This is a genomic window from [Empedobacter] haloabium (genome assembly GCA_008011715.2).
Classification (GTDB): Bacteria; Pseudomonadota; Gammaproteobacteria; order Burkholderiales; family Burkholderiaceae_D; genus Rugamonas; species Rugamonas haloabia.
In genome coordinates, this window is sequence record CP136508.1 from 2,328,033 (window position 1) to 2,353,601 (window position 25,569).

Below are 25,569 nucleotides of genomic sequence, written 5' to 3' on the forward strand. Positions count from 1 at the left end.
ACACTACTGGACGAACACACCATGGAGAGCCTCTGCGCGGACGCGCCTTTCGAGGTGACGGCCACGCCCGGCTTCCCCTACCTGATCGAGGCCGGCGCCGGCGCCACCCACTGCCAGCGCTGGTTCGGCGCCGCGGCGTCCGGGCTGGTCGGGCAACTGCGCCACACGGGGGCGCTGCTGCTGCGGGGCTTCCCGTTGCGCAGCGCCGCCGACTTCCGCGCCGCGGTCGGCGCGATGGCGCCGCAGCTGCGCGGCTATGCCGGCGGCACGTCGCCGCGCAGCCAGGTCGCCGAGGGCGTCTACACCTCGACGGAATACCCGAAGCAGCTGGAGATCCCGCTGCACAACGAGATGTCGTACAGCTGCCAGTGGCCGGAGTTGCTGTACTTCTTCTGCGCCGTGGCGCCAGCCACGGGCGGCGAGACGCCGCTCGCCGACTCGCGCGGCATCCTGGCGCGCATGCCGTGGGACATCGTGGAGGAGTTCGAACGGCGCCAGTTGATGTACGTGCGCAACCTGGCCTCGGCCCAGTCGCGCTACAACTCGTGGACCAAGGCCTTCGAGACGACCGACCAGGCCAGGGTCGAGGCCTACTGCCGCGACATGGACATCGGCTATGCATGGCAGCCCGACGGCGGCCTGCGCATCCAGGAAGTGCGGCCGGCGCTGCGCACGCATCCGGTCACCGGCGAGCGGGTCTGGTTCAACCAGGTCCACCTGTGGCATGCGTCGAACACGCCGATGGCCAGCAACGTCAGCGCGCAGATCGAGGCGGGCCTGCCGATGGCGGCCTACTACGGCGACGGCGGCCGCATCGACAACGACACCCTGGCAACCGTGCGCGCGGTCATGAACGCGGAAAAGCGGCTGTTCCGCTGGCAGCAGGGCGACCTGCTGATGGTGGACAACGTGCTGGCGGCGCATGGCCGCATGCCGTTCGACGGCCCGCGCCAGATCCTGGTGGCGATGTCGTGACACGCCACCCCTAATCCATCAACCATGAACGACGGGAATCCATGAACATCAAAGGTACGCAAGGCGAGTCCCTCGCCAACTGGATCAAGCACAATCGCGGCGACATCGACGCGGCGCTGTGGAGCGACGGCTACGTGCTGTTCCGCGGCTTCGACGTGGGCGGCCTCGCAGGCTTCGAGGAGTGCGCCGGGGCGGCGTGCAACACCCTGTACAAGCATTACGGCGATTTGCCGCTGGCCAGCGCCAGCGAGAACGTCTACTTCGCCACGCCCTATCCGAAACACCTGGAAATCCAGTTCCACAACGAGGCGTCGCACACTCACACCTGGCCGTCGCGCCAGCTGTTCTTCTGCCTGGAGCCGGCACCGCAGGGCGGCGAGTGGACGCTGTCGGACGGGCGCAAGGTGCTCGAGGCCATGCCGGCCGAAATGCTGGCGCGCTTTCGCGAGCAGGGCCTGGTGTACCGGCGCCGCTTCATCCGCGGGCTGGACGCCTCATGGCAGCAGTTCTTCAAGGTGAACGACCTGCAGGAGCTGCGCGAGAAGATGGCGCCCACCGGCCACGAGATCGACGCACCGTCGGAAAACGACGTCACGGTGTCGTTCCGCACCCATGCGGTGCTGCCGCTGCCGGAGCGCGGCACCGAGGCGTGGTTCAACCAGATTCTCTTGCACCATCCGGACGCGCTGCCGCAGGAGGTCGGCGACCTGCTGCGCAAGCACTTCCCGCGCGACAAGTTCCCGCGCACGGTGTTCTTCGGCGACGGCAGCGCGATCCCGGCGGAATGGGTCCGCAAGGTCGACGAGGTGCTGACCGAGTGCTCGATCCGCATCCCCACGCAGGCCAACGACGTCCTGCTGGTCAACAACCTGCTGATGGCGCACGGGCGCCTGCCGTATGCCGGCAACCGCCAGATCCGGGTCGCGCTGGGCGACATGCGCACGCACGGTACGGCCTGAGGCGGCCGGATGACCGATCACTTCAACCCATTTTCCCGGAGAGCGGCATGATTCAACGGCAGCACGTCGTCAACGATTTCTTTGCCGAGGCGGAAGCGATGCGCTCGGCCTACGACCTGAAGGTCAAGGACCCCTACCGCCAGACCGTCAGCTGGCAATACTTCTGCGCGCCGCAGATGTACACCTACCTGCGCACGGTGCCGCAGCAGGTGATCCCGGAGCCGCTGTTCGCGCGCTTCATGCAGCACATGAAGCAGTGGTGCATCGAGCACGTGGGCCTGCTGCCGATGGGCGTGCCCAACCTGCACCTGATGGTGAACGGCTGCACCCTGGGGTTGCACAGCGACTTCCAGAACGGCACCTTGGGCTACGTCTACTCGCTGACGCGCTGGCAGACCCGCAAGTTCGCCGGCGGCGAGACGCTGCTGCTGCGCGACGGCATCCCCAGCTACAAGAAGCACCACGTGCAGGGCGAGTCGCTGTACGAGCTGGTGCCGGCGCAGTTCAACCAGCTGCTGCTGTTCGACGACCGCATCGTGCACGGCACCCAGACCATCGAAGGCAGCATGGACCCGCGCGAAGGCCGCATCGCCTTTGTCGGCCACCTGCGGCCGACGTCGCCCGTCGTCAAGGGCGCGCTCGATGCGACCGCCGCGCGCAGGGTCATCCTCGACCTGCAGCGCGACCTGGCCGGGCAGCTGAAGGACCGCGAGGACTGCAAGGACGTGCAGGGCACCGTCACGTTCCGGCTGGAGGTCGGCGCATCGGGCCAGGTCGAATCGGTGACGGTCTTGATCGACCACCTGGTGACGCCCGCCGCCGGCTACGCCGCGTCGGCGCCGGTCGACGAGGTCCGGCGCATCGTCCAGCAAGGCATCGCCGCGCTCAAGTTCCCCGACGGCGCCGGCAAGTCGACCGTGACAGCGGCCGTGCTGGTGCCGCTGCCCGACCTGCGGCCCATCGAGATCGCCGTGCCGCATGCGGGTCGCGCCGCGATGCTGCGCGAGGTGCTGCGGGCCCAGCTGAAGGAACTGGAGGCGCAGGGCTTCCAGATCGAACAGGCGGGCGACGAGTTCCTGATGCGCGAACCGCTGGCGGGAACCATCCGCATCGAAGCAACGCGCATCGTGGCGGCGTTCGATCCGCCGATGTGGGTGCCGTCGCAGCGCGAGCACTTCCAGGCCAACCTGAGGGACAGCCTGGGTATGCTGGCGCGGGCCGGCGGTTGAGACCCGCGCATGGGCTGGCTCGATAGCGTGCTGCTGGGCGGTGCCGTCCTGTTCGCCCTGGCGGCGGCGCCGGGGCGGGCGGCGCGACCGGCTCCCGCCCTGGCGATGCTGGGGGTGTTGGCGGCAGGCTGCGTGCTGCAAGTCCTGGTGGAAGGCTGGTACTGGCAGTTCCTGCCGGCCTACGCGCTGATCCTGTTGGCGGCGGTGCGCATGGCAAGGGGCAGCACAGGCGGGCGTCGAAGAGAATGGGCACTGCGCGCCACCCAACTGGCCGGCGCCGGCACCCTGGCCGCCAGCTGGGTATTCCTGCCGGTGCCCGAGCTGCCGGCGCCGCGTGGACCGTATGCCGTCGGCACCCAGGTGTTTCGCTGGGTCGACCCGACGCGCCCGGAACCGGCCACCGACGCTCCTGGCGACCGGCGCAACCTTGTCGTGCAGGCCTGGTATCCGGCCGCGCACGGCGCCGTCGGCGCACGTGCGGCCTACATCGATGGCCTGGGGCACCTGCCGGACTTCGTCGCGGCGGTGCCGCGCCTGTTCCTGGCGCACTACGACCGCATCGACACGCACGCCATCGTGCGCGCCCCCGTACCGGGCGGGCGGCACAAGTGGCCCGTGGTGCTGTTCTCGCCAGGGTATGGCGCGTCGCGCGCGTTCTACACGACGCTGGTCGCCGACCTGGCCAGCCACGGCTTCGTGGTCCTTGCCGTCGACCACCCGTACGAAGCGGCGCTGACGCAGCTGGCCGACGGACGCCTCGCCACGCCGGTCGAGCGCTTCGTCGCCAACGATCCCGAGCGGCTGGCCTATATGGGCGAGCACCTGCGGACCCGCAGCGCGGACCTGCGCGCCGTGCTGGATCGCCTGGACCGGCCGGACGGCCTGGGCAACCTGTCCGGACGGCTCGACCTGGCGCGCATCGCGGCGGTGGGGCACTCGTTCGGTGGCGCCGCCTCGGTCGCCGTGATGGCCACGGACGCGCGCGTCGCGGCGGCGGCCAATATCGACGGCACGCTGTACGGCGGCCTGGCCGAGCGGCGTCTGGACCGGCCGTTCCTGCTGATCGAGAGCGATCATGGCGAGACGGGCCATTCGGCCAGGTACCTGCAGGGCAACCGGCGCCTGCTTGCCAATCTGCGCGCCGCCGGCTTCCGCTACCAGATCGGCCACGCGAACCACTACAGTTTCACGGACGTGCCGTTGTTGCTGTCGCCGCCGGCGCGCTGGCTGCTGGCGCGCTTCATGGGCGGTTCACGCGGTCCGGCCGAGAGCGTGCAGGCCACCGGCGACATCCTGGTGGCATTCCTGCGCCAGGCGGGGCAGGGCCAGCCGGCCCTCGTGCAGGCCGCAGTGCGGCGCCACCGCGATATCGAGGGCGGACGCACCGGTCCGGCCGGCGGGTGACGGGACGCCGCGGCGCGCTGGCTGGCCGGCCCGGCTGGCCGGTGGCGCAAGCGCTATATAGTCGTGTATATTGCGCTTTTGACTACTTGCGACGAGGCGACGATGCACAAGAATATCCTGGCTGCCGCGCTGCTGGCCGTGCCGCTGTGCGCGGGCGCCGCCGATCTGACGGTGTCCGCGGCGGCGAGCCTGAGCAATGCTTTCAAGGAGCTGGCGCAGGCCTTCGAAGCCGCCAATCCGGGTGACAAGGTGCTGCTGAACTTTGCCGCGTCCGATCCGCTGGTCCAGCAGATCGCCAAGGGTGCGCCGGTGGACGTGCTCGCGGCGGCCGACCAGGACGCGATGGACAAGGCCGAGCGCGCCAAACTGCTGGCGGCCGGAACGCGGCGCGACTTCGTCAGCAACACGGTGGTGCTGGTCGTGCCTGGCGGCAGCAGGATCGCGACCCTGGCGGACCTGAACGGCGCGGCGCGCCTGACCACGGGCAACCCCGCCAGCGTGCCGATCGGGCGCTACACACGGGAGGCGCTGGAGCAGGCCGGCCTGTGGCAGGCACTGGCGCCCAGGTTCGTGTTCGGCGCCTCGGTGCGCCAGAGCCTGGACTACGTGGCACGCGGCGAGGCGGATGCGGGCTTCGTCTACGCCACCGACGTGATGGCGCAGAAGGACAAGGTGAGGGCGGTGCTGACGCTGCCGACCGTCACGCCGGTGCGCTATCCGATCGCCGTCACCGCCAACGCCGCGCAACCGCGGCTGGCCCTGCGCTTCATCGACTTCGCCGCTGTCGGGCCGGGCCAGGCGATCCTGCTGCGGCACGGCTTCGGCAAGCCCTGAGACGCGCGGCGGGCCCGCTCGCTGCCCTGTCCAGCCTGCGCAGCTCGAGCGCGCGGCGCAGGCTGCGGACGTCATGCGTCCACGCGGGCAGCACCAGCGAAATCAGCATCCCTTCCAGCTCGGACACGACGCCGATCGCCAGCGCGAGCCACAGCCATGGCCCGGCATCGTCGAACATCACGATCGCGCTGACGGCGACCAGCAACGATACGCCGAACAGCTTGGCGCTCTGCGCATGGTAGCTGGCGCCGCGGCCGAAGCGCCACCAGTCGAGCGGATAGCGCGCCGCCTCCAGCGCGATCACCAGCGCGATTCCCCAGCAGTGTGCGAGCACGATGTCGCGATGGCTGAACCACAGGCTGACCACGATCGCCAGGGTATAGACGGTGTCGGCAATGCTGTCGGCCTGGCGCAGGCCGGGCGTGGCGGTGCCCCAGCGGCGCGCCAGCTTGCCGTCGAACCAGTCGGACAATGCCGCGGCCGCGAACTGGCACATCCACAGCCAGGCCGGCAGTCCCTGGACGGCAAGCCAGATCGCGACCGGGGCCAGCACGATACGGCTTAATACGAGCAACCATGGTATGAGTTTTTTCATCGGGCATTTCCGTTCACGAAAAGCCGCAGTGTAAACACCTGGGGCCGTATTCGGCGGCATGCCGGATTATTTCGAGGTCAAGCTCTAAATTAATAATAAATTATGTGTTTCAATTGGCCCGCCTGATCAGTCATCAGCATCGGAACAATATAAAGGAGGGGCCGGATGATATTGGATGATTTTCGTTGCGCGCTGCCGGCTGCGATGCCGATTGAGCCTGATCGTACTGGGGGGCCTTGCCAGGAACGGCGAAGCGGTCAGCATCGTGGGCGGCCGCGACCGGCCCTGCAGCATGATCACTGACGAGAGCGGCCAACCCTTGCTGTTTCTCGACGGTCCGGACGCGCGACAACTGGTCGGCGTGAGAAAAAACGATATCGTCACGGTGGACCTGGAAAAGGCAAGTTACTCGGTGATTTATTCGCACGACAACCTGAGCTGGTATCCGCGCCGTTATGGCACTTCGCTCTTCTTCAGCGATTCGGTCGGTTATTCTCCCCGTTCGGTCAATCGGCATCCGGTGCGCAGGTTATTCCACGATGACCTGGCCAGGAAACGGCTGCGTCGCCTGCTGGCGCCCTGGCAGGCCAGCGACATGCGCACACCGAGTCTGCTCGACGGCGGGCGACCGTCAGTACCTTCGCGGTGGCGTTCGCCGCGATTCCACGCCAAAGGCTGACGAAAGCCTGTTAGCCGGGCAATCGGCGCAGGTTCGTCACCGGCCGTTGCCGCACTGGTCCGTTTTTATGGTTAAATCCGGCTTTTGCCCGAGCCGCCCGTGAACGCCGCCGTCACCGCCACCTGCCTACTCGCATTGCTGCATTTCGGCCGCCCCGTGCTGCAGCCGATCGTCCTGGCGTTGATGCTGAGTCTCGCGGTGGCGCCGCTGATCCGGGCATTGGCCGGGACGGGCCTGTCGCGCCTGCATGCGACCTTCGCCACATTGGGACTGGTCTGCGCCGCGCTGGTGGCGGGCGGCATGCTGCTGGGCGCGCAACTGCTGACGCTGTCGGACGACCTGCCGCAATACCGCAGCGAGATCCTGGTCAAGCTGCGCGACGTGCAGCGCCTGGCCGAACGGCAGCCGCTGGCCCGTTTCCCGGTCGACCTGCTCGGCGACGAAGCCTTCGCGGCGCCGGAAGAGGGCGCCGAACCGCGCCTGCAGGCGGACGGCACGCGGCCGATTCCCGTCGAGATCCGCGAGCACACGTCGGCCAAGGACACGCTGACGAAGTTTGTCGCGGCGATCTCCGGCCCGCTGGGCGAGGCGGGCCTGGTGTTCGTGCTGCTGGTGTTCATCCTGCTCGACAGCGAGAACCTGCGCGAGCGCGTGCTGCGGCTGACGGGCCAGCGCACCGTCAGCCGCACGCTCAAAGGGCTGGAGGACGCGGCCCATGGGGTGTCGCGCTTCTTCTTTTCGCAGTTCGTCGTCAACCTGGTCTTCGGTGCCGTGCTGGCCGTGCTGCTGTGGGTGCTGGGCCTGCCCCACGCGGCCTTGCTGGGTGTCCTGTGCGCGCTGCTGCGCTTCGTGCCTTACATCGGCGCGCTGATCGCGGCCAGCGGCATCGCGCTGTTTGCCGCCGCCTGCGGGCCGGGCTGGGCCCTGGCGGTGTATGCCGTCGTCATCTTCGGCGTGCTGGAAGTGGTGCTGGCCAATGTCATCGAGCCGCGCGTGTATGGCCACAGCTCCGGCATGTCGCCGCTGGCCGTGATCGTGTCGGCGCTGTTCTGGAGCGCGCTGTGGGGGCCGGTCGGGCTGTTGCTGGCCACGCCGCTGACCTTGTGCATCGTCGTCGCCGGACGCTACATCAAGGCGCTGGAACCGGTCAGCATCCTGCTGGCCGAGGCGCCCAACGCCAGCGAGGCGCAGCGCTTCTACCACCGCCTGCTGGGCGGCGAGGCGGCCGCGATCGTGCAGGACGCGCGCGCGTTCCTGCGCAAGTACACCCTGGCGCGCTACTGCGACCAGGTGCTGCTGCCAGGCGTCGAGCTGGCGGTGGCCGACCTGCGCGACGACAGCGCCGAACCGGGCCAGCAGCAGCGCGTGCGCGCCACCATCGCGCTGGTCACGGAAACGCTGGGGCAGCGCGCGGCGCCGCTGCGCTCGCACCGCCGGCGCGTGTCGATGCTGAACGAAAGCATCGGCGCCCACCTGCGCCACGCGCGCGAGGAGCGGCTGGGCCGCTGGCAGGGCTCGCTGGAGGTGCCGGAGCGCTCCATCGTGTTGTGCGCCAGCCTGCCGACGGTGCGCGAGGAATTCCTGTGCGAGCTGCTGGTGGTCAGCCTGCGCGAGGCCGGTATCGACGCGCGCAGCCTGGTGCTGGGCGGCCTGGACGACGACAGCCGGCCCGACGCCGAGCACCTGGTGTCGAGCGTGCTGGTCGTGCATCCTGCCGACAGCGCGCCGGATGCCTGGCTGGAAGCCGTCGGCCGGCTGCGCGCCAACCTGCCGGACGCGCCGCTGGTGGCCATCGCGCCACGCGAGCCGGCCATGCCGCAGGCGCTCGGCCAGCATGTGGACCTGGTGCTGAAATCGTTCGAGGAGGCACTGGCGTTCGTCACGCCGGCCAAGGCGGGCGCCGCGGGCGGCTAGAGCGGGGAATGGGCGTCCGGCCGCGGCGAGCGGATCAGGTCTGCCGCATGGCGGCGGCCGGCTTCCGTCAGGTAAGGCCACAGCAGGTCATAAGGGATCGTGAAGGCGACGGCGCACAGGCGGTCGGCATCGCCGCGTGTTTCGGGGGCGACACCCAGGCCCTCCGCCTGCGCCCACATGTGGGCACCATCGAACTTGACTGTGACGGCGTCGCCGCATTCTTCCCTTTCCTCGCGGCCGCTGGTGTCGAGGAAGCGGCTCAACGCCGATCCGCGTGGTTCGACCGGCTGCTCCTCGTCCTGCTCCGGTGCTTCGACGACGGTGGCCCGTGGCTCGGCGGCAGGCCCGCCCTCGGGGTCCAGCTCACCGGTGGACGCCAGGGTCAGCCAGTCGGGAAGCAACCACTTGCTGACGTCCTCCCACTCCTGCGTGACGAGATTCCACGTCCGGACGCTATTGCCAACGCCGCCGTGGGCACCGCCGCAAGCGCCTTCATTGTGGTTGCTGATCGCTACCAACGCATCGCCATAGGCTATGACCTTGCTCTCGTCCTCGCGGTAGTTGTTGTGGTCGGGGCCTCGATCGATGAAGCCGAGGACGCGACACCACAGCGCCTCCTCGAGCTTGTCCGTGAAGTGTTTCAACAGCTTCTCGTTCAGCGCGGCAACCCCCGGCCCGTCGCCGAGAAAGCGCAGTCCTTGCAGGCCGCTTGCCCCCGGCACGGTGAATTCCTGCCAGGCACGGCGCTCGTCCAGCACGACCAGCCGCGTGATCCGCAGTTTCAGGCCGGCGAGCCGGGTGGCGCCGTAGGCGTCGCGCTCGATAGCGCCGGCTGCCAGTCGGTCACTGGCGCCGCCATGGGCCGCGGTGCGCACGCCCGCCAGCCGACCGTCCGCGCAGGTGAGCCTCAGTACACCGGTAGGATGCCCGCGCAAATCGCTTTCCTGCCATGCATCCGGATGTCCCGCCAGCGGCGTGAGGACCAGCTCGTCCAGGCTGCCGCCACGGTAGTAGCGGCCGGCCAGCGTATCGCCGCTGGCGAGCGCCTTGTCGATCTCCAGGCTGACGGCCTCCTTGCCCAGCGTGCCGCGCCAGACGCCTTCCCCGCAGGGTGCGGCCGCGGCCCGGGCGGAGAGGGCCAGCGCAACGCTGAGCACCAGTAAGTGATGACAATGGTGGCGGGGCATGGACGCTCCTGGTGGTAAAGATGCGCCAGTGTAGCGTGCACGACCGTGCCGCGCCGCCTCAGACCAGATTCACGCCCAGCACGAAGCGGATCTTGCCCACGTTCGCGCCTTCGCGCTCGACCTCGACCGAGCGCAGCACGGGCAGCACCAGCGATGTGCCGCTGCCGTATACCTCGCCATGCCGCTGCAGGTAGCGCAGCTCGGTTTCCGCGACCTGGAAGGGTTCCACCGAGTAGGGGGTGCCGGCCGCGTTGCAGCCGTGCTCGACCAGCTTCTTCATGATGCGCCGGCAGCCCTCGTCGACCGGGGCGTCGGCGACTGCGATATCCAATGTGATGTTGCCTGTTTTTCTCATGCATCGTCCTCCTGCGGCCTGTCCTGCACGGGCAGGCCGACACGGCCCGCTGGTAGCGATATCAGCCGTATTGGTTATTGCTGTGGAGATACCGCTAATATGACAGATTGATGACATTTCGTAAAGGTGGACAGCCGCGGCCGCACAGATCGGCGCTGGCGTTGCCGGCCGCCTGCACCGCCACGTACGCACTGGACGCCACGGTAGACGCGCGTGCCCGGCTGTGCCAGTATCGTCGGCACATCCGAGGAGACGCCATGACGCTCGATCCGCAATCCACCTACGTACACCTGGGCGAGGACGGCGCGGCCACGCCGTTGTCCGCCGCCGGCTTCTGGGACATGCCGGCAGCGGACGCCGCCCGCTTCGGCGGCGGCTGGACCATTACGGAATTCACCTTCAGCGACGATTGGTCCAACTGGGAGCGGCATCCGGCCGGGGACGAGTTCGTCTACCTGCTGGCCGGCGCCGCCGATCTGTGGCTGGAGCAGAACGGCGCCCTGCGGATCGTCGCGCTGCAGGGCAGTGGCGCCGTGCTGGTGCCGCGCGGCACCTGGCATACGGCCCGGATCAAGGCGCCCAGCCGGATGCTGTTCGTGACGCGGGGCGAGGGAACGGAGCACCGGCCGGATTGAGCGCGCCGCTGCGGCCGCTGGCTCGCACCCGGCGGTCGCAGGCGACTGGCGGTTTGCTACTGCATGAAATGACAGTCGCGCTCCCGACACGGCCGTTTTTGCGTTATCGTCACTTGCCTGATGCCGGGGCGCGCCGTGCGCGGCCCGACCTGCCTGGAGATATCGACCATGATCAGCATGAATCAGCTGGCCGCGCCCTTCGTTGCGCTGTCGGTACTGGCCGGCCTGGTGCCGGGCACCGCGGCCGCCGTGCCGCAGGAGGAAGCGATCGCATTGCGGACGCCCAGCGGCACCCTGAACGGCACCTTGCGGCTGCCGGCGGGCGGCAAGCCGGTGGGCGTGGTGCTGATCATCGCCGGTTCCGGTCCGACCGACCGTGACGGCAACAATGCGCTGGCCGGCCGCAACGACAGCCTGAAGCTGCTGGCGGAGGCGCTGGCCGGGGCTGGCTACGCATCGGTGCGCTACGACAAGCGCGGGATCGGCCAGAGCAGCGGCGCCGGCGTGGATGAGGCGGCGCTGCGCCTGGAAATGTACGTGGACGATGCCGCGGCCTGGGTGAGCAAGCTGAACGGCAGCGGCCGCTTTCCCGCGGTCGTGATCGCCGGGCACAGCGAGGGGTCGCTGATCGGCATGCTGGCGGCCCAGCGTGCCAACGTGGCGTCGTTCATTTCCCTGGCGGGCAGTGCCGACGGTCTCGGCACGTTGTTGCGCAAGCAGCTGGCCAGCCAGCTGCCGCCCGCCCTGGCGGCCGACAACGAACGTATCCTGCAGGCCATCGAACGTGGCGTCACCACCGACGCCGTGCCCGCGCCACTGCAGGCGTTGTACCGGCCCAGCGTCCAGCCCTACCTGATCTCGTCGGTGCGCTACGTGCCGGCGCGCGAGATCGGCAAGCTGAAGGTACCGGTATTGCTGGTGCAGGGGACAACGGACCTGCAGGTCGGGGTCGAGCAGGTGCGGGCGCTGCAGGCGGCCAAACCGGACGCTTGCCTCGCCCTGCTGCCGGGCATGAACCATGTGCTCAAGGAAGTGCCTGCGGACCTGGCGGCGCAGCAGCGCTCCTATGGCGATCCCGCCTTGCCATTGCACCAGGCGCTCCCGGCTGCGATTGAACGCTTCCTGCGCAAGCCCTGTGCCGTGCCGGCCGCGCCGGCTCCGGCCGAGGCCAGCTGACGGCGCGCTGCCGTTCGGAACAAGGAGAAAACAATGACGAAGGCCGAACTTCCGGTATCGCGGCGCCAGCTCGGCTGGCTGGCCGTCATGCTGCTGACACCGATCCTGCTCGTCAGCGTCGCCGTGACCCAGGTGCCCCCGAAGCCCGGCCATACGGCCATGGACGCCTTGCTGGGCTGGAGCGTGCTTGGCGCCGTGACGCTGGTGCTGCTGACCATGCTGGTCATGATGGCGCGGCGCCACGCGATCGACATCGACGACAACGTCCTCGTGGTACGTCACAGTCTCTACACGCTGCGCCTGCGCCGGGCCGACGTCGGCGCGCTGCACCTGCGCCGGGTCACGTCGCGCAACGAACTGGGACTGGGCCTGCGCACGAACGGTATCGCGGCCTGCGGCTATTATTCCGGCTGGTTCTCGGGCCAGCGCGGCGAGCGCGTCTTTTGTGCCGTGTCCACGTGGCCGGCCTACCTCGTTACCGTCGAGGGCAACGCGCGCTGCCGGCGCCTCGCGCTGAGCATGTCTGCCGAGGTGGCCCAGCGCGTTGCCCGCTGGGCGCCGCCAGCGTAGTCGCCAGCGCACGCAGTTGTCAATAAGGTATCATGCGCGGTTTTGACTGCCGCGACCCCATGATGCCTTGTCCCCGATTTCTGTTCCGCCTGTTCCTGATGTGGTGTGCCCTGTGCCTGTGCATGAGCGCCAGCGCCGCGCCGAAAGACCCGTACGACCCCGGCAGCCCGGCCGCCGCCGTGCTGCCCGTGCTGCAGGCGCTGGGCGCCGTGCCGGCCGACGCGGCCGATGCGGTGCAGCGTTACGACGCGATCCTGGCACCCCAGGTCAATATGCACATGTTCCTCGATGCAGTGCTGCTGCGCGCGCCGCAGGGCATGCGCGCGCTGGACGAGGCAAGCCAGGAGCGCCTGGGCACCCTGGTGCGCCGGCATCTGATCGCCAGCCACCTCGACCTGCTGCGCCAGCTGGGCCGCGCCATCGTGCCGCGCAAGGTCGGCGACATGGTGGACGTGTCGATGGGCTCGGTGGTGTTCGACGCGCGGCGCGGCAAGGCCAAGCCGGTGCGCCTGCAGGTGCTGACGGTGCGCGGCTGGAGCGACTGGAAGATCGGCGACCTGGCGCTGGGCGACACGCTGCTGTCGGACCGTTGCCGTGCCGCATACGCCAAGGAGATCCAGGCCGGCGGCGCGCCCGCGCTGCTGGCGCGGCTGGAGGCCGAGGCCGCGCGCTGAACCCGCAATGGACAAGGCGCCGTGCCCCGGTCCTGATGAACTTTCCGATTTCAGAAGGAAACTTCATTGGGACGAGGGCACAGCGCCATGGAGAACGCCCGCCAGCATGCAAAGCACACTGGCGGGCGTGGAGAAGACCGGCCAGTCGGCCGGGCTTACAGGTAAAACGCTTCGACCTTGCCTTTCAGCTTGATCAGCATCGGCTGGCCCTTGCGGTCCAGCGCCTTGCCGGCCGGGACCTTGATCCAGCCTTCGCTGATGCAGTATTCGGAGACGTCCTGGCGTTCCTTGTCGTTGAAGCGGATGCCGACGTCGTGTTCGAACACGGCGGCCACGTGATGCGGGCTGCGCGGGTCCGTCGACAGACGGTCCGGCAGGGGAGGGAGTTGTTTGGTATCGTTCATGGGCGCCAATTATCCGTCAACTGGGCGTTTGCCACAACCCGCGCACGCCGCGTCAGTCCTGCATCCAGCGGGCGAACGGCGCCGCGTCCACGCCGGCCGGCACGTACCACTTCTTGATCGCCGCGTCCCAGCGCGCGCCCAGGGCCTTGGCCTCGTCCTTTTCCGCGAACGGCACCTTCAGCACCGCGACGGCCTGCGCCGACTTCGCGCGCGCCGGGGCGGACGGGCGGGCGACGGGCGCCGCGGCGCCCGCGGCGGGCCACACGGGGGCGGTCGTCTCGACCTGCGAGCCGTCTGCCCGCACCTCGACCCAGCGGGTGTCGTCGAGCTTCAGTTTGTAGGGCGGCGCAAAGGGCAGGTCGGGCGTCATGACGATACTGGATGAGGAAACCGGGCCGGCATTATAACAAGGGCTCAGCCGGCCGGCGCGAGGGCGCGGCGCAGGTCGTCCGCGCTGGCCGGCTTGGTCAGGTGCACGTCGAAACCGGCCGCGCGGGCCCGCTCCACGTCCGCCTTCTGGCCGTAGCCGGTCAGTGCCACCAGCCGCAGCGGCGCGGCGCCCGCTTCCTCGCGCAGCGCGGCGGCCAGCGCATAGCCGTCCATGTCCGGCAGGCCGATGTCGAGGATCGCCACCGCCGGCGGATGGCGCCGGCCCAGCGCCAGCGCCTCGGCCGCGCTGTGCGCCACGTGCACGTCGTGGCCGATCTGGCGCAGCAGCGCCGCGCTGGTGACGGCAGCGTCCTCGTTGTCGTCCACCAGCAGCACGCGCTGGGCGGGCATCGGCGCGTGCGGCGCGCTGTCGGCCGGGCTGGCGGACGATTGCGTCAGCGGCAGCTCCACCTCGAAGCGGCTGCCCTGGCCGGGCCCGGCGCTGTGCGCGCTCACGCGGCCGCCGTGCAGCTCGACGATGCGGCGCACGATGGCCAGGCCCAGGCCCAGCCCGCCGGTGCGCCGGGCCAGCTGCTGCGGCGCCTGGAAGAACGGATCGAACACGTGTTCCAGCAACGCCGCGCTCATGCCGACGCCCGTGTCGCTGACGGTCAGGCAGGCATGGCCCGGCGTCGTCGTCAGCGTCACCTGCGCGCTGGCGCCGCCGAAGCGGGCCGCGTTCGACAGCAGGTTGTTCAGCACTTGGGTCAGGCGGCTGTCGTCGCCCCGCACCCAGACGTCGATTGGCGCGGCCAGCGCGATCTGCTGGCCCGGGAACGCGGCCACCGCCTGGCGCACGATGTCGGCCAGGTTGACGGGGCGCAGCTCCAGCTGCAGCTTGCCGGAGGTGATGCGCGACACGTCCAGCAGGTCGTCCACCAGCCGGCGCAGGTGGTTGACCTGGCGCCGCAGCACGGCGCGTTCGCGCTTGGTCGTCGCCTCGTCGCGCAGGTCCATCAGGTCGAGCGAGGCGACGATGGGGCTGAGCGGATTGCGCAGCTCATGCCCCAGCACGGCCAGGAACTCGTCCTTGGCGCGGCCCGCCTCGCGTGCCCGGGCCAGCGCCTGTTCCTGCTGGTCGAGCGCCTCGCGCAGCGACGCCAGCAGGCGCGAACGTTCCTCCTCGTGCGCCGTGTGCTGGCGCGCGGCCGCCGTCAGCGCCTCGCCGATCGTGCGGAGCTCGCGAATGCGCGAGGGAGGCACGCTGACGGCGGCGCCGGCGCCCAGCGCGGACGCGGCCGATTGCAACTGGCGCGTGGCGCGCACCATGCGCGCGGCCAGCAGCGAGGCCAGCGCGATACAGGCCGCCAGCGAGCCGGCGATGCCCATGCCGTACATGGCAAAGCTGTGCAGGAAGGCCGAGCGCAGCAGGGCCGTCGGCGTGCCCACGGCCACGGTCCAGCCGTAGCGTGACAGCCGCGTATAGGCCGCCGTCACGTCCATCCCTTCCAGGGTGGTGCTGGCACCCACCCCTTCCGGCAACGGGTGGTGCAGCAGGCGCGTCAGGCTGGGGCTGGGCGGGCCGCCCACGCGCGCCCGGTGATCGGCGGAGCGCGCCACGATCAGGCCCGAGCTGTCCAGCACCGAAATGACGGCGCCGGGCGGCACCACCTGGCGCTGAATCACGCGCAGCAGCCGGTCGGGGCGGATCACGGCCGTCAGCACGTACAGGCGCCCCGCCGCGTCGCTCACCGGCACCCGCACGGGCAGCGCGACGCGGCCGCCGGCACCGCGTGCGACGTGGCCGACCACCGCATGACGCACGGCCAGCGCCTGGCGCAGGCTGGCCGGGTCGGCGATCGGCACGGCCGGCGCGCCATAGGGGGCGGTAGTGCGGAACAGCATGTTGCCGTTGCCATCGGTCAGGATCACGGACAGCCACTCGGGCTGCGTTGCGGCCTGCAACCGGGCCACGGCGTAGAAGGCGGCGACGTCGCCTGCCGCCAGCGCGGGCGTGCGCGCCATGCCGGTCAGCGTGGCGACGACGCCGTCGAGTTCCGCGTCGGCGGCGCTCGACAGTGCCCGTGCCAGGTCCAGCATCGAGCGTTCCTGCTCGCGTTGCTGGTACTCGCTGGCGGCATGGATGCTCCACACGCCCAGCAATGCCAGCGGCAGCAGGCCGAGTCCCGTCAGGAGGATCAGCAGCGTGCGCAGTGCAATGGCTGTCTCTTATGAACGGCCGGCGAGGGCGCATGGGTGTCCTGTCGAAAAACCCATTATACGGGCTCGGCGTGCCCATGGATGGGACAGCGGCCAGGCGAGCGCCGCCGCGGCCGCCGCTGTGGCAAAAACGTAATTCGACCGTGACGGAGGCACCGATGCATATCGCCTTGCTGGGGGATTCGGTATTCGACAATGCCGCCTACGTGGCGCCGGGAATGGACGTGGCGGCGGCGCTGCGACGGCGGGCGCCTGGCTGGCGCGTGACCCTGCTGGCGCGCGACGGTGCCGTGCTGGCTGGCGTGCCGGCCCAGCTGGAGCGCCTGCGCGCGCTCGAGACGGTGCCCGACGAGCTGGTCGTCAGTTGCGGCGGCAACGACATCCTCGGCCTGCAGGCCTTGCTGCACGGCCCGGCCGGCACGCTGCTGGCGGCACTGGAGCAGCTGGCCGCCTGGCGCGACGATTTCCGGGTCCGCTACGCCGGCATGCTGGAGGCGCTGCTGGCCACCCGCCTGCCCGCCACGGTCTGCACGATCTACGACGCGGTGCCGGGCCTGAACCCGGCGCTGCGCTGCGCCGTCGGCATCTTCGACGACGTCATCGCTTTCGAGGCCGGACGGCGCGGCGTGCGCGTGCTGGAGTTGCGGGCCGTCTGTACCGGGCCCGCCCACTACTCGGCCCGCTCGCCGATCGAGCCCTCGGCCGAGGGCGGCGACCGGATCGCCGCCGCCATCGCCGGCCTGGTGGGCATGCCACGGATACAATAAGCGCCCATGGAACTACAATTTCTCGGCACTTCTTCCGGCACCCCCAGCAAGACGCGCAACGTGGCCGGCCTCGCGCTGCGCCTGGACGGCGGTGGCTGGGTCCTGGTCGACTGCGGCGAAGGCACGCAGCACCGCATCCTGCACACCACGCTGTCGCTGCACGCGTTGCAGGCGATCTGCATCACCCACCTGCATGGCGACCACTGCTACGGCCTGCCCGGCCTGCTGGCCAGCGCCGGCATGGGCAACCGTGTCGAGCCGCTGCTGTTGATCGGCCCGGCCGGGCTGCGCGACTACGTGGCCGGGGTGATGGCGACGACGGAGCTGCGCCTGCCGTTCGAGCTGCGCTTTGTCGACGTGACCGCGCTGGCGGCGATGGCGCCGCTGCCGGCCCTGGAGATCGCCGCGGTGCCGCTGTCGCACCGGCTACCGTCATGGGCCTACCGTTTCGCCGAGCGCGGGGTCGAGCGGCGGCTGGACGGCGCCAGGCTGGCCGCGGCCGGCGTGCCGCCCGGCCCAAGCTGGGGCCAGCTGCAACAGGGGCGCACGGTCACGCTGGCGGACGGCCGCGTGCTGCACGGCGCCGATTACCTGCTGCCGGCGCGGCGACCGCGCGTGGTCGTGGTGGCGGGCGACAACGACTGCCCGGAGCTGCTGCGCGACGCGGTGCGCGACGCCCACGTGCTGGTGCACGAGGCCACCTACACGCAGGCCGTGCTGGACAAGGTAGGGCCAGGGCCGCAGCACAGCTGCGCGCGCATGGTGGCGCGATTCGCCGCGGCGGCCGGCCTGCCGCAACTGGTGCTGACGCACTTCAGCCCGCGCTACCTGGACGTGCCCCGCCCGGGCCTGCCGGCGATCGCGGACCTGGAGGCGGAAGCGCGCGCCAGCTACGGCGGCGCGCTGTTCATGGCGGCCGACCTGGCCCGTTACCGGCTGGACCGGCAGGGCACGCTGGCGCCGGTCCATCAGGCATAATGCGCGGGCGTGCCCGTGCCGTGCAACCAGTGAAAGCCATGTCCAACGACAGAAAAGAAGAACTCAGCAACATAGCTTCCTACATCCTGATCGCGCTGTTTCTGTTCATCGCGCTGCTGAAAGGCCTGCTGGGCGCCCTGTTCGCCGGCCTGCTGATGTACTCCCTGATCCACGTGATCGCGCCCACCCTGGGCCGCCGCATCAGCGACGCGCGCGCCCGCACGATCGCGGCCGCGGCCATCGGCACGATCCTGATCGTGCTGGTCGGCCTGGCGATCTGGGGCCTGGTAACGCTGTTCAAGATCGACGCCAACAGCCTGACCAACGCCTTCCGCAAGCTGGCCGACGTGATCGACGCCTCGCGCGACCAGATTCCGCCGTGGCTGAGCGCGCGCCTGCCGGTCGGGGCGGAGGGATTGCGCGAGACGGTGACGACATGGCTGCGCGAGCATGCCGCCGTGGCCCAGGCGTTCGGCGCCGAGGCGGGCAAGGCCCTGACGCGCATCCTGATCGGCATGATCATCGGCCTGATGGCATCGCTGCGCGACACGGTGCCGCCGGGACCGCGCCGGCCGCTCGCCGCGGCGATGGTGCAGCGCCTGACCTTGCTAGCCGACTCGTTCCGCAACATCGTGTTCGCGCAGGTGTGGATCTCCGGGATCAACACCGTGATCACCGGCATCTTCGTGTTCGTCGTGCTGCCGCTGGCCGGCGTGACCTTGCCGCTGTCGAAGACCGTGGTGGCCGTGACGTTCATCGCCGGCCTGCTGCCGGTCATCGGCAACCTGATCTCGAACACGGTCATGGTGGTGGTGGGGCTGTCGTATTCGCTCAACGTGGCGGTGGCGGGGCTGGCGTTCCTGGTCGTCGTGCACAAGCTGGAGTACTTCCTCAACGCCCGCATCATCGGCTCGCACATCAACGCGCGCGCCTGGGAGCTGCTGACGGCGATGCTGGTGGGCGAGACCTTGTTCGGCATCGCCGGGGTGATCGCCGCGCCGGTGTTCTATGCGTATGCGAAGAAGGAGCTGGCGGCGCGGGAGTTGATTTGAGGCTGGGGTCTGTCCCTTCAGGGACTGACCCCGAAGTTGTTCGAATCCGTCGAAACGCTGCCTGAGTTCGGGGTCGGTCCCCTGCGGGGACGGATCCCAACCGCTACAGCCGGTAAATCACGAAATCCGTGACCCGCTGGCGCGACTTGGTGGTGCGCAGCGCGAACCAGCCCGATTCGGCCACCGCGCCGGCGGCGCCGAAGAACTGCACGCCGTCCACGTACACCCGCGTCCCCGCGCCATCGACGACGATGCGGATGCGGTACGGCCGGTTCGGCCGCAGCAGGTACGGTGCGGCCGTGTATTCCTGCAGCAGTTGGCGCGTGCCGCTGCCGTCCAGGCGCCGGAAGCGCGTGGTCGTGTTGCCGTTGCCGCCGATGCCGGCGTAGTACATCGGCACGCGGTCGTAATCGGCCAGCCTGCCGGACAGCGCCCGGCCACCGGTCTGCGCCTGCCAGAACATGTTCAGGTCCGACACGCGGTCGTGCGGCCCGCCGTCCTCCAGCACCGTGCGCGTAAACGCGATCTCGTAGTGCCCGTGCAGCGGCTGCGCCAGCCACACCGTCAGCCCCGCCGTGGCGGCCAGCTCCAGCGCCCCGTCCCGTACCACCGCCGCGGCCTGCGGCGGGTCGCTTTCCGCCTCGACGCGCCAGCGGCGCGGGTCCAGGCGGGCAAAGTCGTCGCGCAGCAGCACCGGCCCGGGCGGCCGCGCCAGCGGCTCGAGCGCCAGCAGGCCCATTGCCCCCAGGCCCCACTGGGCGGCGGCGTTGGTGGAGATGCCGGGCGCTTCGTCCACGTCCGCCAGCACGGCGGGCGCGCGCACGCGCCGCACCGCGAAGTCGCTGTCGACGAGGCCCGCCTTGCCGGCATCGAACTGGCGCCAGGCCTGCGCCATCAGGGCGGGATCGCGCGCCAGCGCGGCCGCGTAGCCCAGCAGGCGCGCATGGCCCTGGCTCAGATTGAGCTTGCCGAGGTCCTGGCCCAGTGCCGCGCGTTGCTGCCCGGGCGTGGCGTTGTACAGGCGGCAGTAGTCCAGCCAGGCGGCGCGAAATGCCGGCTCGGGCAGATTGCGCAGCAGCTCGGCGCAGATTTCCGTCAGGCCGAACACGGCCGACAGGTGCGACACCGACAGCCGGCCAGCCGTCTCGCGCAGGAAGGCGCCGGTGTCCAGGTTCATCACGGCGCCGCCGGTAAAGAAGCCGTGCGGCTGGGCCGCGATCGAGGCCATGCCGGCCAGCAGCCGGTCGCGCAGCGCCGGCTCGCCGTGGCGTTCCCAGGCGATGAACCAGGCCGAGGCGATGGCACCCCAGTCGGTGCCGAACGACACGCTGGCATGGCCAGCTTGCGTGGCCGCGACCTGGCCGACCTTGCGGCCCGGGACCACGTCGCGCAGGCGGCGCACGGCCTCGACCTGCTCGTCCAGCAGGTCGCCGATGCGCTCGTCCGCCGCCAGGTAATACAGGAAGCGCCGGTTCAGCGCCGTCGAGATGCGCAGCTGCTTGGCGCTGTCGCCCCAGTGCTGCACGCCGTGGCGCGTGCCGAGCGGGGCGAAACGGCCGATGTGGTACACGTCCACCTCGCCGGTGTGGCGCGTCATCGCCTCGGCCAGGCGGGAAGGCGTCGGCGCGGCCGGAGTGCAGGAAGTAATGCCACAGCCAGATGTCGGTGCTCAGTTCCGAATTGTCCCAGGCGTAGCCGCCCACGTCGTAGCGCCACATGTGGCGCGGCGCATCGTAGGTGTGCATCACGTCGCCGTAGTCCCAGAAGCCGTACCAGCGGCGCTGCTCGACCTGGTCGCGGTAGAACTCGAACAGGCCCGCCAGGCGCGCCTGCAACCGGCTGGTGCGGGCGTCGCCAGCGGCGGCCGCTGGCGCCCAATACGGACCGAACGCCTCGGCCGCATGCAGCCGTGCCGGCGGCGGCACCAGCCGGGGTGGCGCCTCGATGCGGGCGGCGATGTGTATAAGCGGCCAGCTGTACATCGTCCGGTGTGGCCGGCAGCAGCTGCAGTTCCAGTTCGCTGGTGCGGGCAATGCCGTGCGGCGTGCCGAAGCCCGGTTCGTAGTCCTCGTACGTGATGTCGAGCCCGGCGCGCTGGCTGGCATGGTTGTCCTGGCCCAGGCCGTCGTGGTAGAAGCGCAGGTCCAACGGCGGCGCCTGCGGCGCCCACAGCCACAGCGTGACGCTGGCCGCATCGGTGGCGGCACCGGCGATGTCGATCTGGCCCGGGTAGCTTTGCCAGAAGTGCCGGATGCCGAACGCGACGCCGCCGGAGCGGCCGCCCAGGTAGCCGGTGCCAGCGGCGCGGGTGCCGCTGGCGGCGTGCACCCAGCCGTGTCCGGGCGCCGTGCGCTTGTCGATCGAGAAGCCGTCCGCACTGGACTGCAGCAGGCGGTAGTCGCCGAATGCCGGGACATAGCGCAGGCCGGTGGACAGCGGCGCCGGCAGGTCGGCGGCGGGCGGCAGCGGCTGGCCGGCGCGCTGCGCGGAGGTCAGCGCGGCGCCCGGGTCGCGCCGCAGGCCCGTCACGCCGCGCACGCTCTCGGCAAACACGCCGCCGTTGGCCCCGACGAAGCGCACGTAGCGTTCGTGCGGCGCGCCGTCCAGGGCCGCACCGAAGCGCAGGCCGACGCCGCGCACGAACTGGTGCGCCGGTTCGATGTCCACGACCAGCGTATGCAGGATGCGCACGCTGTCCGCGCCGCGATGGAAGTACAGGCGCACGATGAACGGCAGCAGCGTGGCACCGTCGGCATGGCGATGGGTGCCGGTGGCTTTCAGCACGGCGCGCACCGGACCGTCCTGCTCGACCTCGACGCGCTCGATCTCGCCGCGGTAGCGCCGCCGCGTGGGCGTGCCGCTCTCGTCGTCGCTGGCATCGTCGGCCAGTACCACCAGTTCGCCGTCGCGCAGGACGGGGCGCTGCGCCAGCGCCAGGCTGGCGAACAGGCGGCCGCCCTGGCGTGGCAGGCGGCATTGCAGCGCGCCCGTATCCACCACGATGTCGTCCGCCTCTTGCGTCGTCATGCCGGGTGCCGCCGGCGCGGCAGGTCCGGACACGGGTTCCAGCGCATAAGCCGGCTGCAGGGCGGCGCCGGGGCCCAGCGCGTGCGCGCTCCACTTGACGGAGCCGTCCGGCCAGTGCGCCAGCGGCCACGATTGCAGCGCCGGCGCGCCGCTGCCGGCCAGCCGGAAACCGCTACCCCGCGGCACGTGGCCCTGCGGCCACGGTACGCCCCAGGCAGTGCCGGCGAAACTGGCCGGCGGCGTGCCGTCCAGCCAGCGCAGCGGCGTTTCCAGTGCGGCCGGAGCGCCGCCGCGCGGGGCCGCGCGCGCGTGGGCCGGCAGCACCGGCGCCGCGGCCAGCAAGCCGGCCAGTTTCAGGATGCTGCGTCGCCGCGCGTTCGTCGTCTTCAATGCCACGTCTCCCGTCAGTAGTTGTAGGCGAGGGTCGCACCCACCGTGCGCGGCTCGCCGCGCCAGCCGGCCACGGAGCCGTAGTCGCCATTGACCAGCCGGCGCCAGTAGGCCCGGTCGAAGGCATTGTTGACCCACACGGTGGCGCTCCAATCGCCGTGCGCCAGCCGGCCACCGGTGCCCGCCGTGAACGACGCCAGGCCGTAGCCGGGCAGGCGCGTGAACGCGGAGTTGTCGACGGTGCCGTAGGTCCAGCTGCGGTACGCATAACGGGCACTGACGAATGAACGCAGGCCGCCGGCAGCGGTCCAGCTGTAGCGCGCGCTGGCATTGTAAGTCAGCCGGGGAGCGTTAAATACTCGTTCTCCTGAGAGATTGCAGGAGGGCGGCGGCTTCGGTGCCAGCGTCACCTCGGGCGCGCAGCGCGCGTGCGCGTAATCGGTGTAGTAGGCGTCGTTGTAGACCGCGCCGGCGTCGATCTCCCAGGCGCGCGTGGGCGCCAGCCGGATGCTGGCCTCGACGCCGCGCGCGCGAAACGAACCCGCGTTCATCAGGTAGACCTGCTGGTCCTCGGGGTCGTAGCCCTGGGTCTGGAAGTCGCCGACCGCTGTCAGGAACACGTCGCCCTGCAGTGCCACGTGCCCGCCGGCCAGCGTCGCGCTGGCGCCGATCTCGCCCGAGCGGGTGCGCTCCGGCTTGACGAACAGCGAATCGATGCCGGCCTGGCGGGCGGCGCCGGCCGAGATGTTCAGGCCACCGGACTTCTCGCCGTACGAGACCGCCGCGTACGTGCGCCATTGCGCCGAGGGGCGCCATGTCGCGACCAGCGTGCCGGAAGGCAGCGTGTGATTCTCGGTCAGGTGGCCCGTATTGAACGGCACCCGGTTGTAGCGCACGAAGCTGCCGCTCTTTTCCTGCACATTGGCGCGCGCGCCGGCCATGATGTCCAGCCGTGGCGTGACGTGCCAGGTACCCTGGGCGAACGGCGACAGCATGCGGTCGCGCAGCGTGCCCAGGCGGATCACGTCCAGCCCGCGGTAGCTGGCGCTGTCCAGGAACAGGCCGGGCAGGGCGGTGGCCGCATAGCGGGTGTGCGCCACCGTTTCCATGTGCTGCCCCAGGTATGTCAGGCCGAGCGCGTAAGCGACAATACCGCCGGCCGGCGAGTCGAGCCGCAGCTCCTGCGACCAGCTGCGGTCGCGGACGGCGGTGCCGGTGTCGGCGTAGATGCGTACCGACAGGCCGTCAGCCATCGACGGCTGCGAGCGGTAATAGCGGTACGACGTGACGGAACGCAGCTTGTAGCCGCCGCCGACCAGCCAGTCGGCCTGCGCCGACAGGCCGCCTTGCACGATATGGATGCGATTCTCGTCGTCCAGGTCAACGTCCGGGCCGAACACGACATTGCCGCCGACCGCCGCCACGTGGGCCAGGTAGTTGTCCTTGCCGTCGAACGCATGGGTGGCCACCAGCACCGGTGTCGGCGTGTTGTTGCTGTTGTTGTAGTCGGCCGACAGGCGCAACGCGAAGTCATCACGCTGCTTGAACAGCAACTGGCCCCGGCCGCCCGTCGCCGTGCCGCCATTCAGGCGGTGCCCGGTGCGCAGGTTGGTGACAGCGCCGTCGTTGCCGCTGCGGACCAGGTTCAGTCGCCCGGCCACGCTGGCGCCGAGCGGGCCGGACAGCATCGCGTTGACGCGCTGGTAGCCACGCTGGCCGGCCGCCCAGGTGACGCTGGCCTCCGGCGTGAACGAGGGCGGGCGGGTATGGATGTCCAGCACGCCGCCGGTGGCGTTGGCGCCGAACATCGTGCCCTGGGCGCCGGACAGCACCTCGATCCAGTCGACGTCGCCCAGGCCGTTGGCCAGCATGCCGGGGCGCGCCAGGTAGACGTTGTCGAGGTAGACGGCGACGGAGCTGGGCATGCCGATATTGGCGTCGCCGCTGGCCTGCCCGCCGCCATCGCCCACACCGCGGATGCTGATCTGCATGTCCGACGGGTCGGTGCTCTGGATGTGGATGCCGGGCACCAGCTGCTGCAGTTCCTCCAGCGTGCCCACGTTGTTGCGTTGCAGCTCGTTACCGTCGACGCGGTAGGCCGACGTGGGCGTGCGTTGCGGGTCGGTCGGCTCGGCGGCGCGCCCCTGGCGCACACCGTTGACGGTGACGGTGGCGATCGCCACCTGCGACGCCTGCGCGGCGGCGAGGTCCTGCGCCGGCGCGCTGGCCGCCGCGGTCAGGGAGAGGAAGGGCAGGGCGGCCCGTACGGCCAGGGATGTCGTCGTATGCAATCGTAGCCTCGTGTCGTGATGTCGATACAGGCCATGTGCAACGAGAATGGCCGAGCGTCAGCGCCGGCTTCGGATTTTTTTGTTGCCTGAAAAATGGGGTCTGTCCCCATTTTTCAGGCAACAAGGCAGGCGGTCCGTGCCTGCGCCACGTACTTGCGCACCATGCTGGCGGAGACGCCCAGCCGTGCGGCGATGTCGGCGTAGGCCAGTTCGTCGTACTGGCTCAGGAGGAACGCGGTGCGCACACGCGGGCCGAGCCGGTTCAGCGCGGCGTCGATGCGGGCGACCTCCTCGACGCCCAGGCAGACGTCCTGTGCCGATGGCGCGTGGCATTCGGGGCGTTGCGCCAGCTCGGCCAGGTGGGCGCGTTCCAGGTCGCGCCGGCGCCACAGCTCGAACGTGAGGCGGCGCGCGATGGTCGTCAACAGCGCGCGCGGCTGGCGCACCTGGCTGACGTCGTCCAGCGCGACCAGCTCCGTAAAGGCCGATGCGGCCAGGTCCTCGGCGTCGTGGCGCGAGCCGGTCAGGCGGTGCATGCTGGCGGTCAGCCAGCCGTAGCTGTGGCGGAATTCATGATGCAGGAATTGCTGGCGAAGTAGCGTTGGGGCGAGAGTCATCGTGCGTGCTGGTCATGCGGCTGGGTGCGCCCCACGCGACAGGAGAGAACACGCGGGGCGCTGCGGCCCGGCTGGCCGTATGGTCAATATAGACAGCACGGCCGCGGAAGAAAACAAAGCATTTCGACTATGCTTCGTCGGATTTCTCAGCCTGGGCCAATTGTGAAATCGCAGACAACGTTGCACGGTGCCGTGCCCGGCAAATCCGCTGCCGGGGCGGCTCGCACGGCCATCGTTGTTAAATAACACTGGATGTTGCCGTACGGAA

The 25,569-nt window shown here is 70.1% G+C and carries 22 protein-coding genes and 3 pseudogenes; 14 read left to right on the forward strand and 11 right to left on the reverse strand.

Translation table 11 applies throughout. The features are described 5' to 3' along the window. Positions 1-21: 21 nt before the first annotated feature. The 5 genes from E7V67_010155 to modA all read left to right on the forward strand — a co-directional run bounded on the left by E7V67_010155 (position 22) and on the right by modA (position 5,401). Positions 22-975, forward strand: coding sequence for a TauD/TfdA family dioxygenase (locus E7V67_010155; protein ID WUR15439.1), 954 nt, complete (start codon positions 22-24; stop codon positions 973-975). Positions 976-1,016: 41 nt separating this feature from the next. Beyond that, positions 1,017-1,934, forward strand: a complete 918-nt coding sequence (locus E7V67_010160) for a TauD/TfdA family dioxygenase (protein ID WUR15440.1) — start codon at positions 1,017-1,019, stop codon at positions 1,932-1,934. A 47-nt stretch (positions 1,935-1,981) separates the two neighbouring features. Continuing rightward, entirely contained in the window at positions 1,982-3,163 is a 1,182-nt protein-coding gene (locus E7V67_010165) for a hypothetical protein (GenBank protein WUR15441.1), read from the forward strand. Positions 3,164-3,172: 9 nt separating this feature from the next. Beyond that, positions 3,173-4,567: a hypothetical protein gene (locus E7V67_010170; GenBank protein WUR15442.1), complete on the forward strand. Its 1,395-nt coding sequence runs from the start codon at positions 3,173-3,175 to the stop codon at positions 4,565-4,567. A 102-nt stretch (positions 4,568-4,669) separates the two neighbouring features. Further along, positions 4,670-5,401, forward strand: coding sequence for a molybdate ABC transporter substrate-binding protein (gene modA / locus E7V67_010175; GenBank protein ID WUR15443.1), 732 nt, complete (start codon positions 4,670-4,672; stop codon positions 5,399-5,401). Here the strand turns inward: modA and E7V67_010180 are convergent. Further along, positions 5,334-5,996 carry a CDP-alcohol phosphatidyltransferase family protein gene (locus E7V67_010180; GenBank protein ID WUR15444.1) on the reverse strand — a complete coding sequence of 221 codons (663 nt, stop codon included), beginning with the start codon at positions 5,994-5,996 and terminating at the stop codon, positions 5,334-5,336. The genes modA and E7V67_010180 overlap by 68 nt on opposite strands. A gap of 175 nt (positions 5,997-6,171) precedes the next feature. On the opposite strand from E7V67_010180, the gene E7V67_010185 reads away from it, so the two are divergent. Both E7V67_010185 and E7V67_010190 read left to right on the forward strand, forming a co-directional pair. Beyond that, positions 6,172-6,675 (forward strand): hypothetical protein, encoded by a 504-nt coding sequence (locus E7V67_010185; protein ID WUR15445.1) that lies wholly within the window; start codon positions 6,172-6,174, stop codon positions 6,673-6,675. A gap of 99 nt (positions 6,676-6,774) precedes the next feature. Then, the gene (locus E7V67_010190; protein WUR15446.1) at positions 6,775-8,589 is read left to right on the forward strand and encodes an AI-2E family transporter; all 1,815 of its coding nucleotides are present in this window, start codon (positions 6,775-6,777) and stop codon (positions 8,587-8,589) included. Here the strand turns inward: E7V67_010190 and E7V67_010195 are convergent. Next, positions 8,586-9,776 (reverse strand): hypothetical protein, encoded by a 1,191-nt coding sequence (locus E7V67_010195; protein WUR15447.1) that lies wholly within the window; start codon positions 9,774-9,776, stop codon positions 8,586-8,588. The genes E7V67_010190 and E7V67_010195 overlap by 4 nt on opposite strands. A 58-nt stretch (positions 9,777-9,834) precedes the next feature. After that, positions 9,835-10,131, reverse strand: coding sequence for a hypothetical protein (locus E7V67_010200; protein WUR15448.1), 297 nt, complete (start codon positions 10,129-10,131; stop codon positions 9,835-9,837). Between the two features lie 257 nt (positions 10,132-10,388). Between E7V67_010200 and E7V67_010205 the strand changes: the two genes are divergently transcribed. The 4 genes from E7V67_010205 (at position 10,389) to E7V67_010220 (ending at position 13,186) form a co-directional block, all read left to right on the forward strand. Beyond that, complete coding sequence (locus E7V67_010205; GenBank protein ID WUR15449.1) at positions 10,389-10,766, forward strand: cupin domain-containing protein; 378 nt, start codon at positions 10,389-10,391, stop codon at positions 10,764-10,766. Between the two features lie 168 nt (positions 10,767-10,934). Continuing rightward, a complete protein-coding gene (locus E7V67_010210) occupies positions 10,935-11,942 on the forward strand; it encodes an alpha/beta fold hydrolase (protein ID WUR15450.1) in 1,008 nt (335 codons plus the stop codon). 33 nt (positions 11,943-11,975) lie between these two features. Beyond that, the gene (locus tag E7V67_010215) at positions 11,976-12,512 is read left to right on the forward strand and encodes a hypothetical protein (GenBank protein WUR15451.1); all 537 of its coding nucleotides are present in this window, start codon (positions 11,976-11,978) and stop codon (positions 12,510-12,512) included. A 59-nt stretch (positions 12,513-12,571) separates the two neighbouring features. Continuing rightward, positions 12,572-13,186 (forward strand): hypothetical protein, encoded by a 615-nt coding sequence (locus E7V67_010220; protein ID WUR15452.1) that lies wholly within the window; start codon positions 12,572-12,574, stop codon positions 13,184-13,186. Between the two features lie 155 nt (positions 13,187-13,341). Here the strand turns inward: E7V67_010220 and E7V67_010225 are convergent, their stop codons facing one another. The 3 genes and pseudogenes from E7V67_010225 to E7V67_010235 all read right to left on the reverse strand — a co-directional run bounded on the left by E7V67_010225 (position 13,342) and on the right by E7V67_010235 (position 16,113). Beyond that, positions 13,342-13,590, reverse strand: a complete 249-nt coding sequence (locus E7V67_010225) for a DUF3297 family protein (protein WUR15453.1) — start codon at positions 13,588-13,590, stop codon at positions 13,342-13,344. Positions 13,591-13,648: 58 nt separating this feature from the next. After that, positions 13,649-13,771 (reverse strand): annotated as a pseudogene (locus E7V67_010230) (DUF5710 domain-containing protein). 233 nt (positions 13,772-14,004) lie between these two features. Further along, positions 14,005-16,113, reverse strand: coding sequence for an ATP-binding protein (locus E7V67_010235; GenBank protein WUR15454.1), 2,109 nt, complete (start codon positions 16,111-16,113; stop codon positions 14,005-14,007). Positions 16,114-16,337: 224 nt separating this feature from the next. Here E7V67_010235 and E7V67_010240 point away from each other — a divergent pair, with 224 nt between their 5' ends. The 3 genes from E7V67_010240 to E7V67_010250 are packed head-to-tail and all read left to right on the forward strand — an operon-like array spanning position 16,338 to position 18,976. Next, a complete protein-coding gene (locus E7V67_010240; GenBank protein ID WUR15455.1) occupies positions 16,338-16,946 on the forward strand; it encodes an SGNH/GDSL hydrolase family protein in 609 nt (202 codons plus the stop codon). A 6-nt stretch (positions 16,947-16,952) separates the two neighbouring features. After that, complete coding sequence (locus E7V67_010245; protein WUR15456.1) at positions 16,953-17,924, forward strand: MBL fold metallo-hydrolase; 972 nt, start codon at positions 16,953-16,955, stop codon at positions 17,922-17,924. Positions 17,925-17,962: 38 nt separating this feature from the next. Beyond that, positions 17,963-18,976, forward strand: coding sequence for an AI-2E family transporter (locus E7V67_010250; GenBank protein ID WUR15457.1), 1,014 nt, complete (start codon positions 17,963-17,965; stop codon positions 18,974-18,976). Between the two features lie 103 nt (positions 18,977-19,079). On the opposite strand, the gene E7V67_010255 is transcribed toward E7V67_010250, so the two are convergent. From E7V67_010255 to E7V67_010275, 5 genes and pseudogenes are all read right to left on the reverse strand, one after another. Beyond that, positions 19,080-20,573, reverse strand: a complete 1,494-nt coding sequence (locus E7V67_010255; GenBank protein WUR15458.1) for a DUF6250 domain-containing protein — start codon at positions 20,571-20,573, stop codon at positions 19,080-19,082. A 76-nt stretch (positions 20,574-20,649) separates the two neighbouring features. Beyond that, positions 20,650-21,081: pseudogene (locus E7V67_010260) on the reverse strand (hypothetical protein). Then, positions 20,990-22,399 (reverse strand): annotated as a pseudogene (locus E7V67_010265) (Tat pathway signal sequence domain protein). The pseudogenes E7V67_010260 and E7V67_010265 overlap by 92 nt, the downstream one beginning before the upstream one ends. A gap of 8 nt (positions 22,400-22,407) precedes the next feature. Continuing rightward, positions 22,408-24,684: a TonB-dependent receptor plug domain-containing protein gene (locus E7V67_010270; protein WUR15459.1), complete on the reverse strand. Its 2,277-nt coding sequence runs from the start codon at positions 24,682-24,684 to the stop codon at positions 22,408-22,410. A gap of 113 nt (positions 24,685-24,797) precedes the next feature. Beyond that, the gene (locus E7V67_010275) at positions 24,798-25,301 is read right to left on the reverse strand and encodes a sigma-70 family RNA polymerase sigma factor (protein WUR15460.1); all 504 of its coding nucleotides are present in this window, start codon (positions 25,299-25,301) and stop codon (positions 24,798-24,800) included. Positions 25,302-25,569 lie beyond the last annotated feature (268 nt).

Bases quoted from the DNA above. Each gene is read 5' to 3' on its own strand.
- E7V67_010155 (WUR15439.1), top strand. From the start codon at position 22: ATGGAGAGCCTCTGCGCGGACGCGCCTTTCGAGGTGACGGCCACGCCC.
- E7V67_010160 (WUR15440.1), top strand. From the start codon at position 1,017: ATGAACATCAAAGGTACGCAAGGCGAGTCCCTCGCCAACTGGATCAAG.
- E7V67_010165 (WUR15441.1), top strand. From the start codon at position 1,982: ATGATTCAACGGCAGCACGTCGTCAACGATTTCTTTGCCGAGGCGGAA.
- E7V67_010170 (WUR15442.1), top strand. From the start codon at position 3,173: ATGGGCTGGCTCGATAGCGTGCTGCTGGGCGGTGCCGTCCTGTTCGCC.
- modA (WUR15443.1), top strand. From the start codon at position 4,670: ATGCACAAGAATATCCTGGCTGCCGCGCTGCTGGCCGTGCCGCTGTGC.
- E7V67_010180 (WUR15444.1), bottom strand. From the start codon at position 5,996: ATGAAAAAACTCATACCATGGTTGCTCGTATTAAGCCGTATCGTGCTG.
- E7V67_010185 (WUR15445.1), top strand. From the start codon at position 6,172: ATGATTTTCGTTGCGCGCTGCCGGCTGCGATGCCGATTGAGCCTGATC.
- E7V67_010195 (WUR15447.1), bottom strand. From the start codon at position 9,776: ATGCCCCGCCACCATTGTCATCACTTACTGGTGCTCAGCGTTGCGCTG.
- E7V67_010200 (WUR15448.1), bottom strand. From the start codon at position 10,131: ATGAGAAAAACAGGCAACATCACATTGGATATCGCAGTCGCCGACGCC.
- E7V67_010205 (WUR15449.1), top strand. From the start codon at position 10,389: ATGACGCTCGATCCGCAATCCACCTACGTACACCTGGGCGAGGACGGC.
- E7V67_010210 (WUR15450.1), top strand. From the start codon at position 10,935: ATGATCAGCATGAATCAGCTGGCCGCGCCCTTCGTTGCGCTGTCGGTA.
- E7V67_010215 (WUR15451.1), top strand. From the start codon at position 11,976: ATGACGAAGGCCGAACTTCCGGTATCGCGGCGCCAGCTCGGCTGGCTG.
- E7V67_010220 (WUR15452.1), top strand. From the start codon at position 12,572: ATGATGCCTTGTCCCCGATTTCTGTTCCGCCTGTTCCTGATGTGGTGT.
- E7V67_010225 (WUR15453.1), bottom strand. From the start codon at position 13,590: ATGAACGATACCAAACAACTCCCTCCCCTGCCGGACCGTCTGTCGACG.
- E7V67_010240 (WUR15455.1), top strand. From the start codon at position 16,338: ATGCATATCGCCTTGCTGGGGGATTCGGTATTCGACAATGCCGCCTAC.
- E7V67_010245 (WUR15456.1), top strand. From the start codon at position 16,953: ATGGAACTACAATTTCTCGGCACTTCTTCCGGCACCCCCAGCAAGACG.
- E7V67_010250 (WUR15457.1), top strand. From the start codon at position 17,963: ATGTCCAACGACAGAAAAGAAGAACTCAGCAACATAGCTTCCTACATC.
- E7V67_010255 (WUR15458.1), bottom strand. From the start codon at position 20,573: ATGACGCGCCACACCGGCGAGGTGGACGTGTACCACATCGGCCGTTTC.
- E7V67_010275 (WUR15460.1), bottom strand. From the start codon at position 25,301: ATGACTCTCGCCCCAACGCTACTTCGCCAGCAATTCCTGCATCATGAA.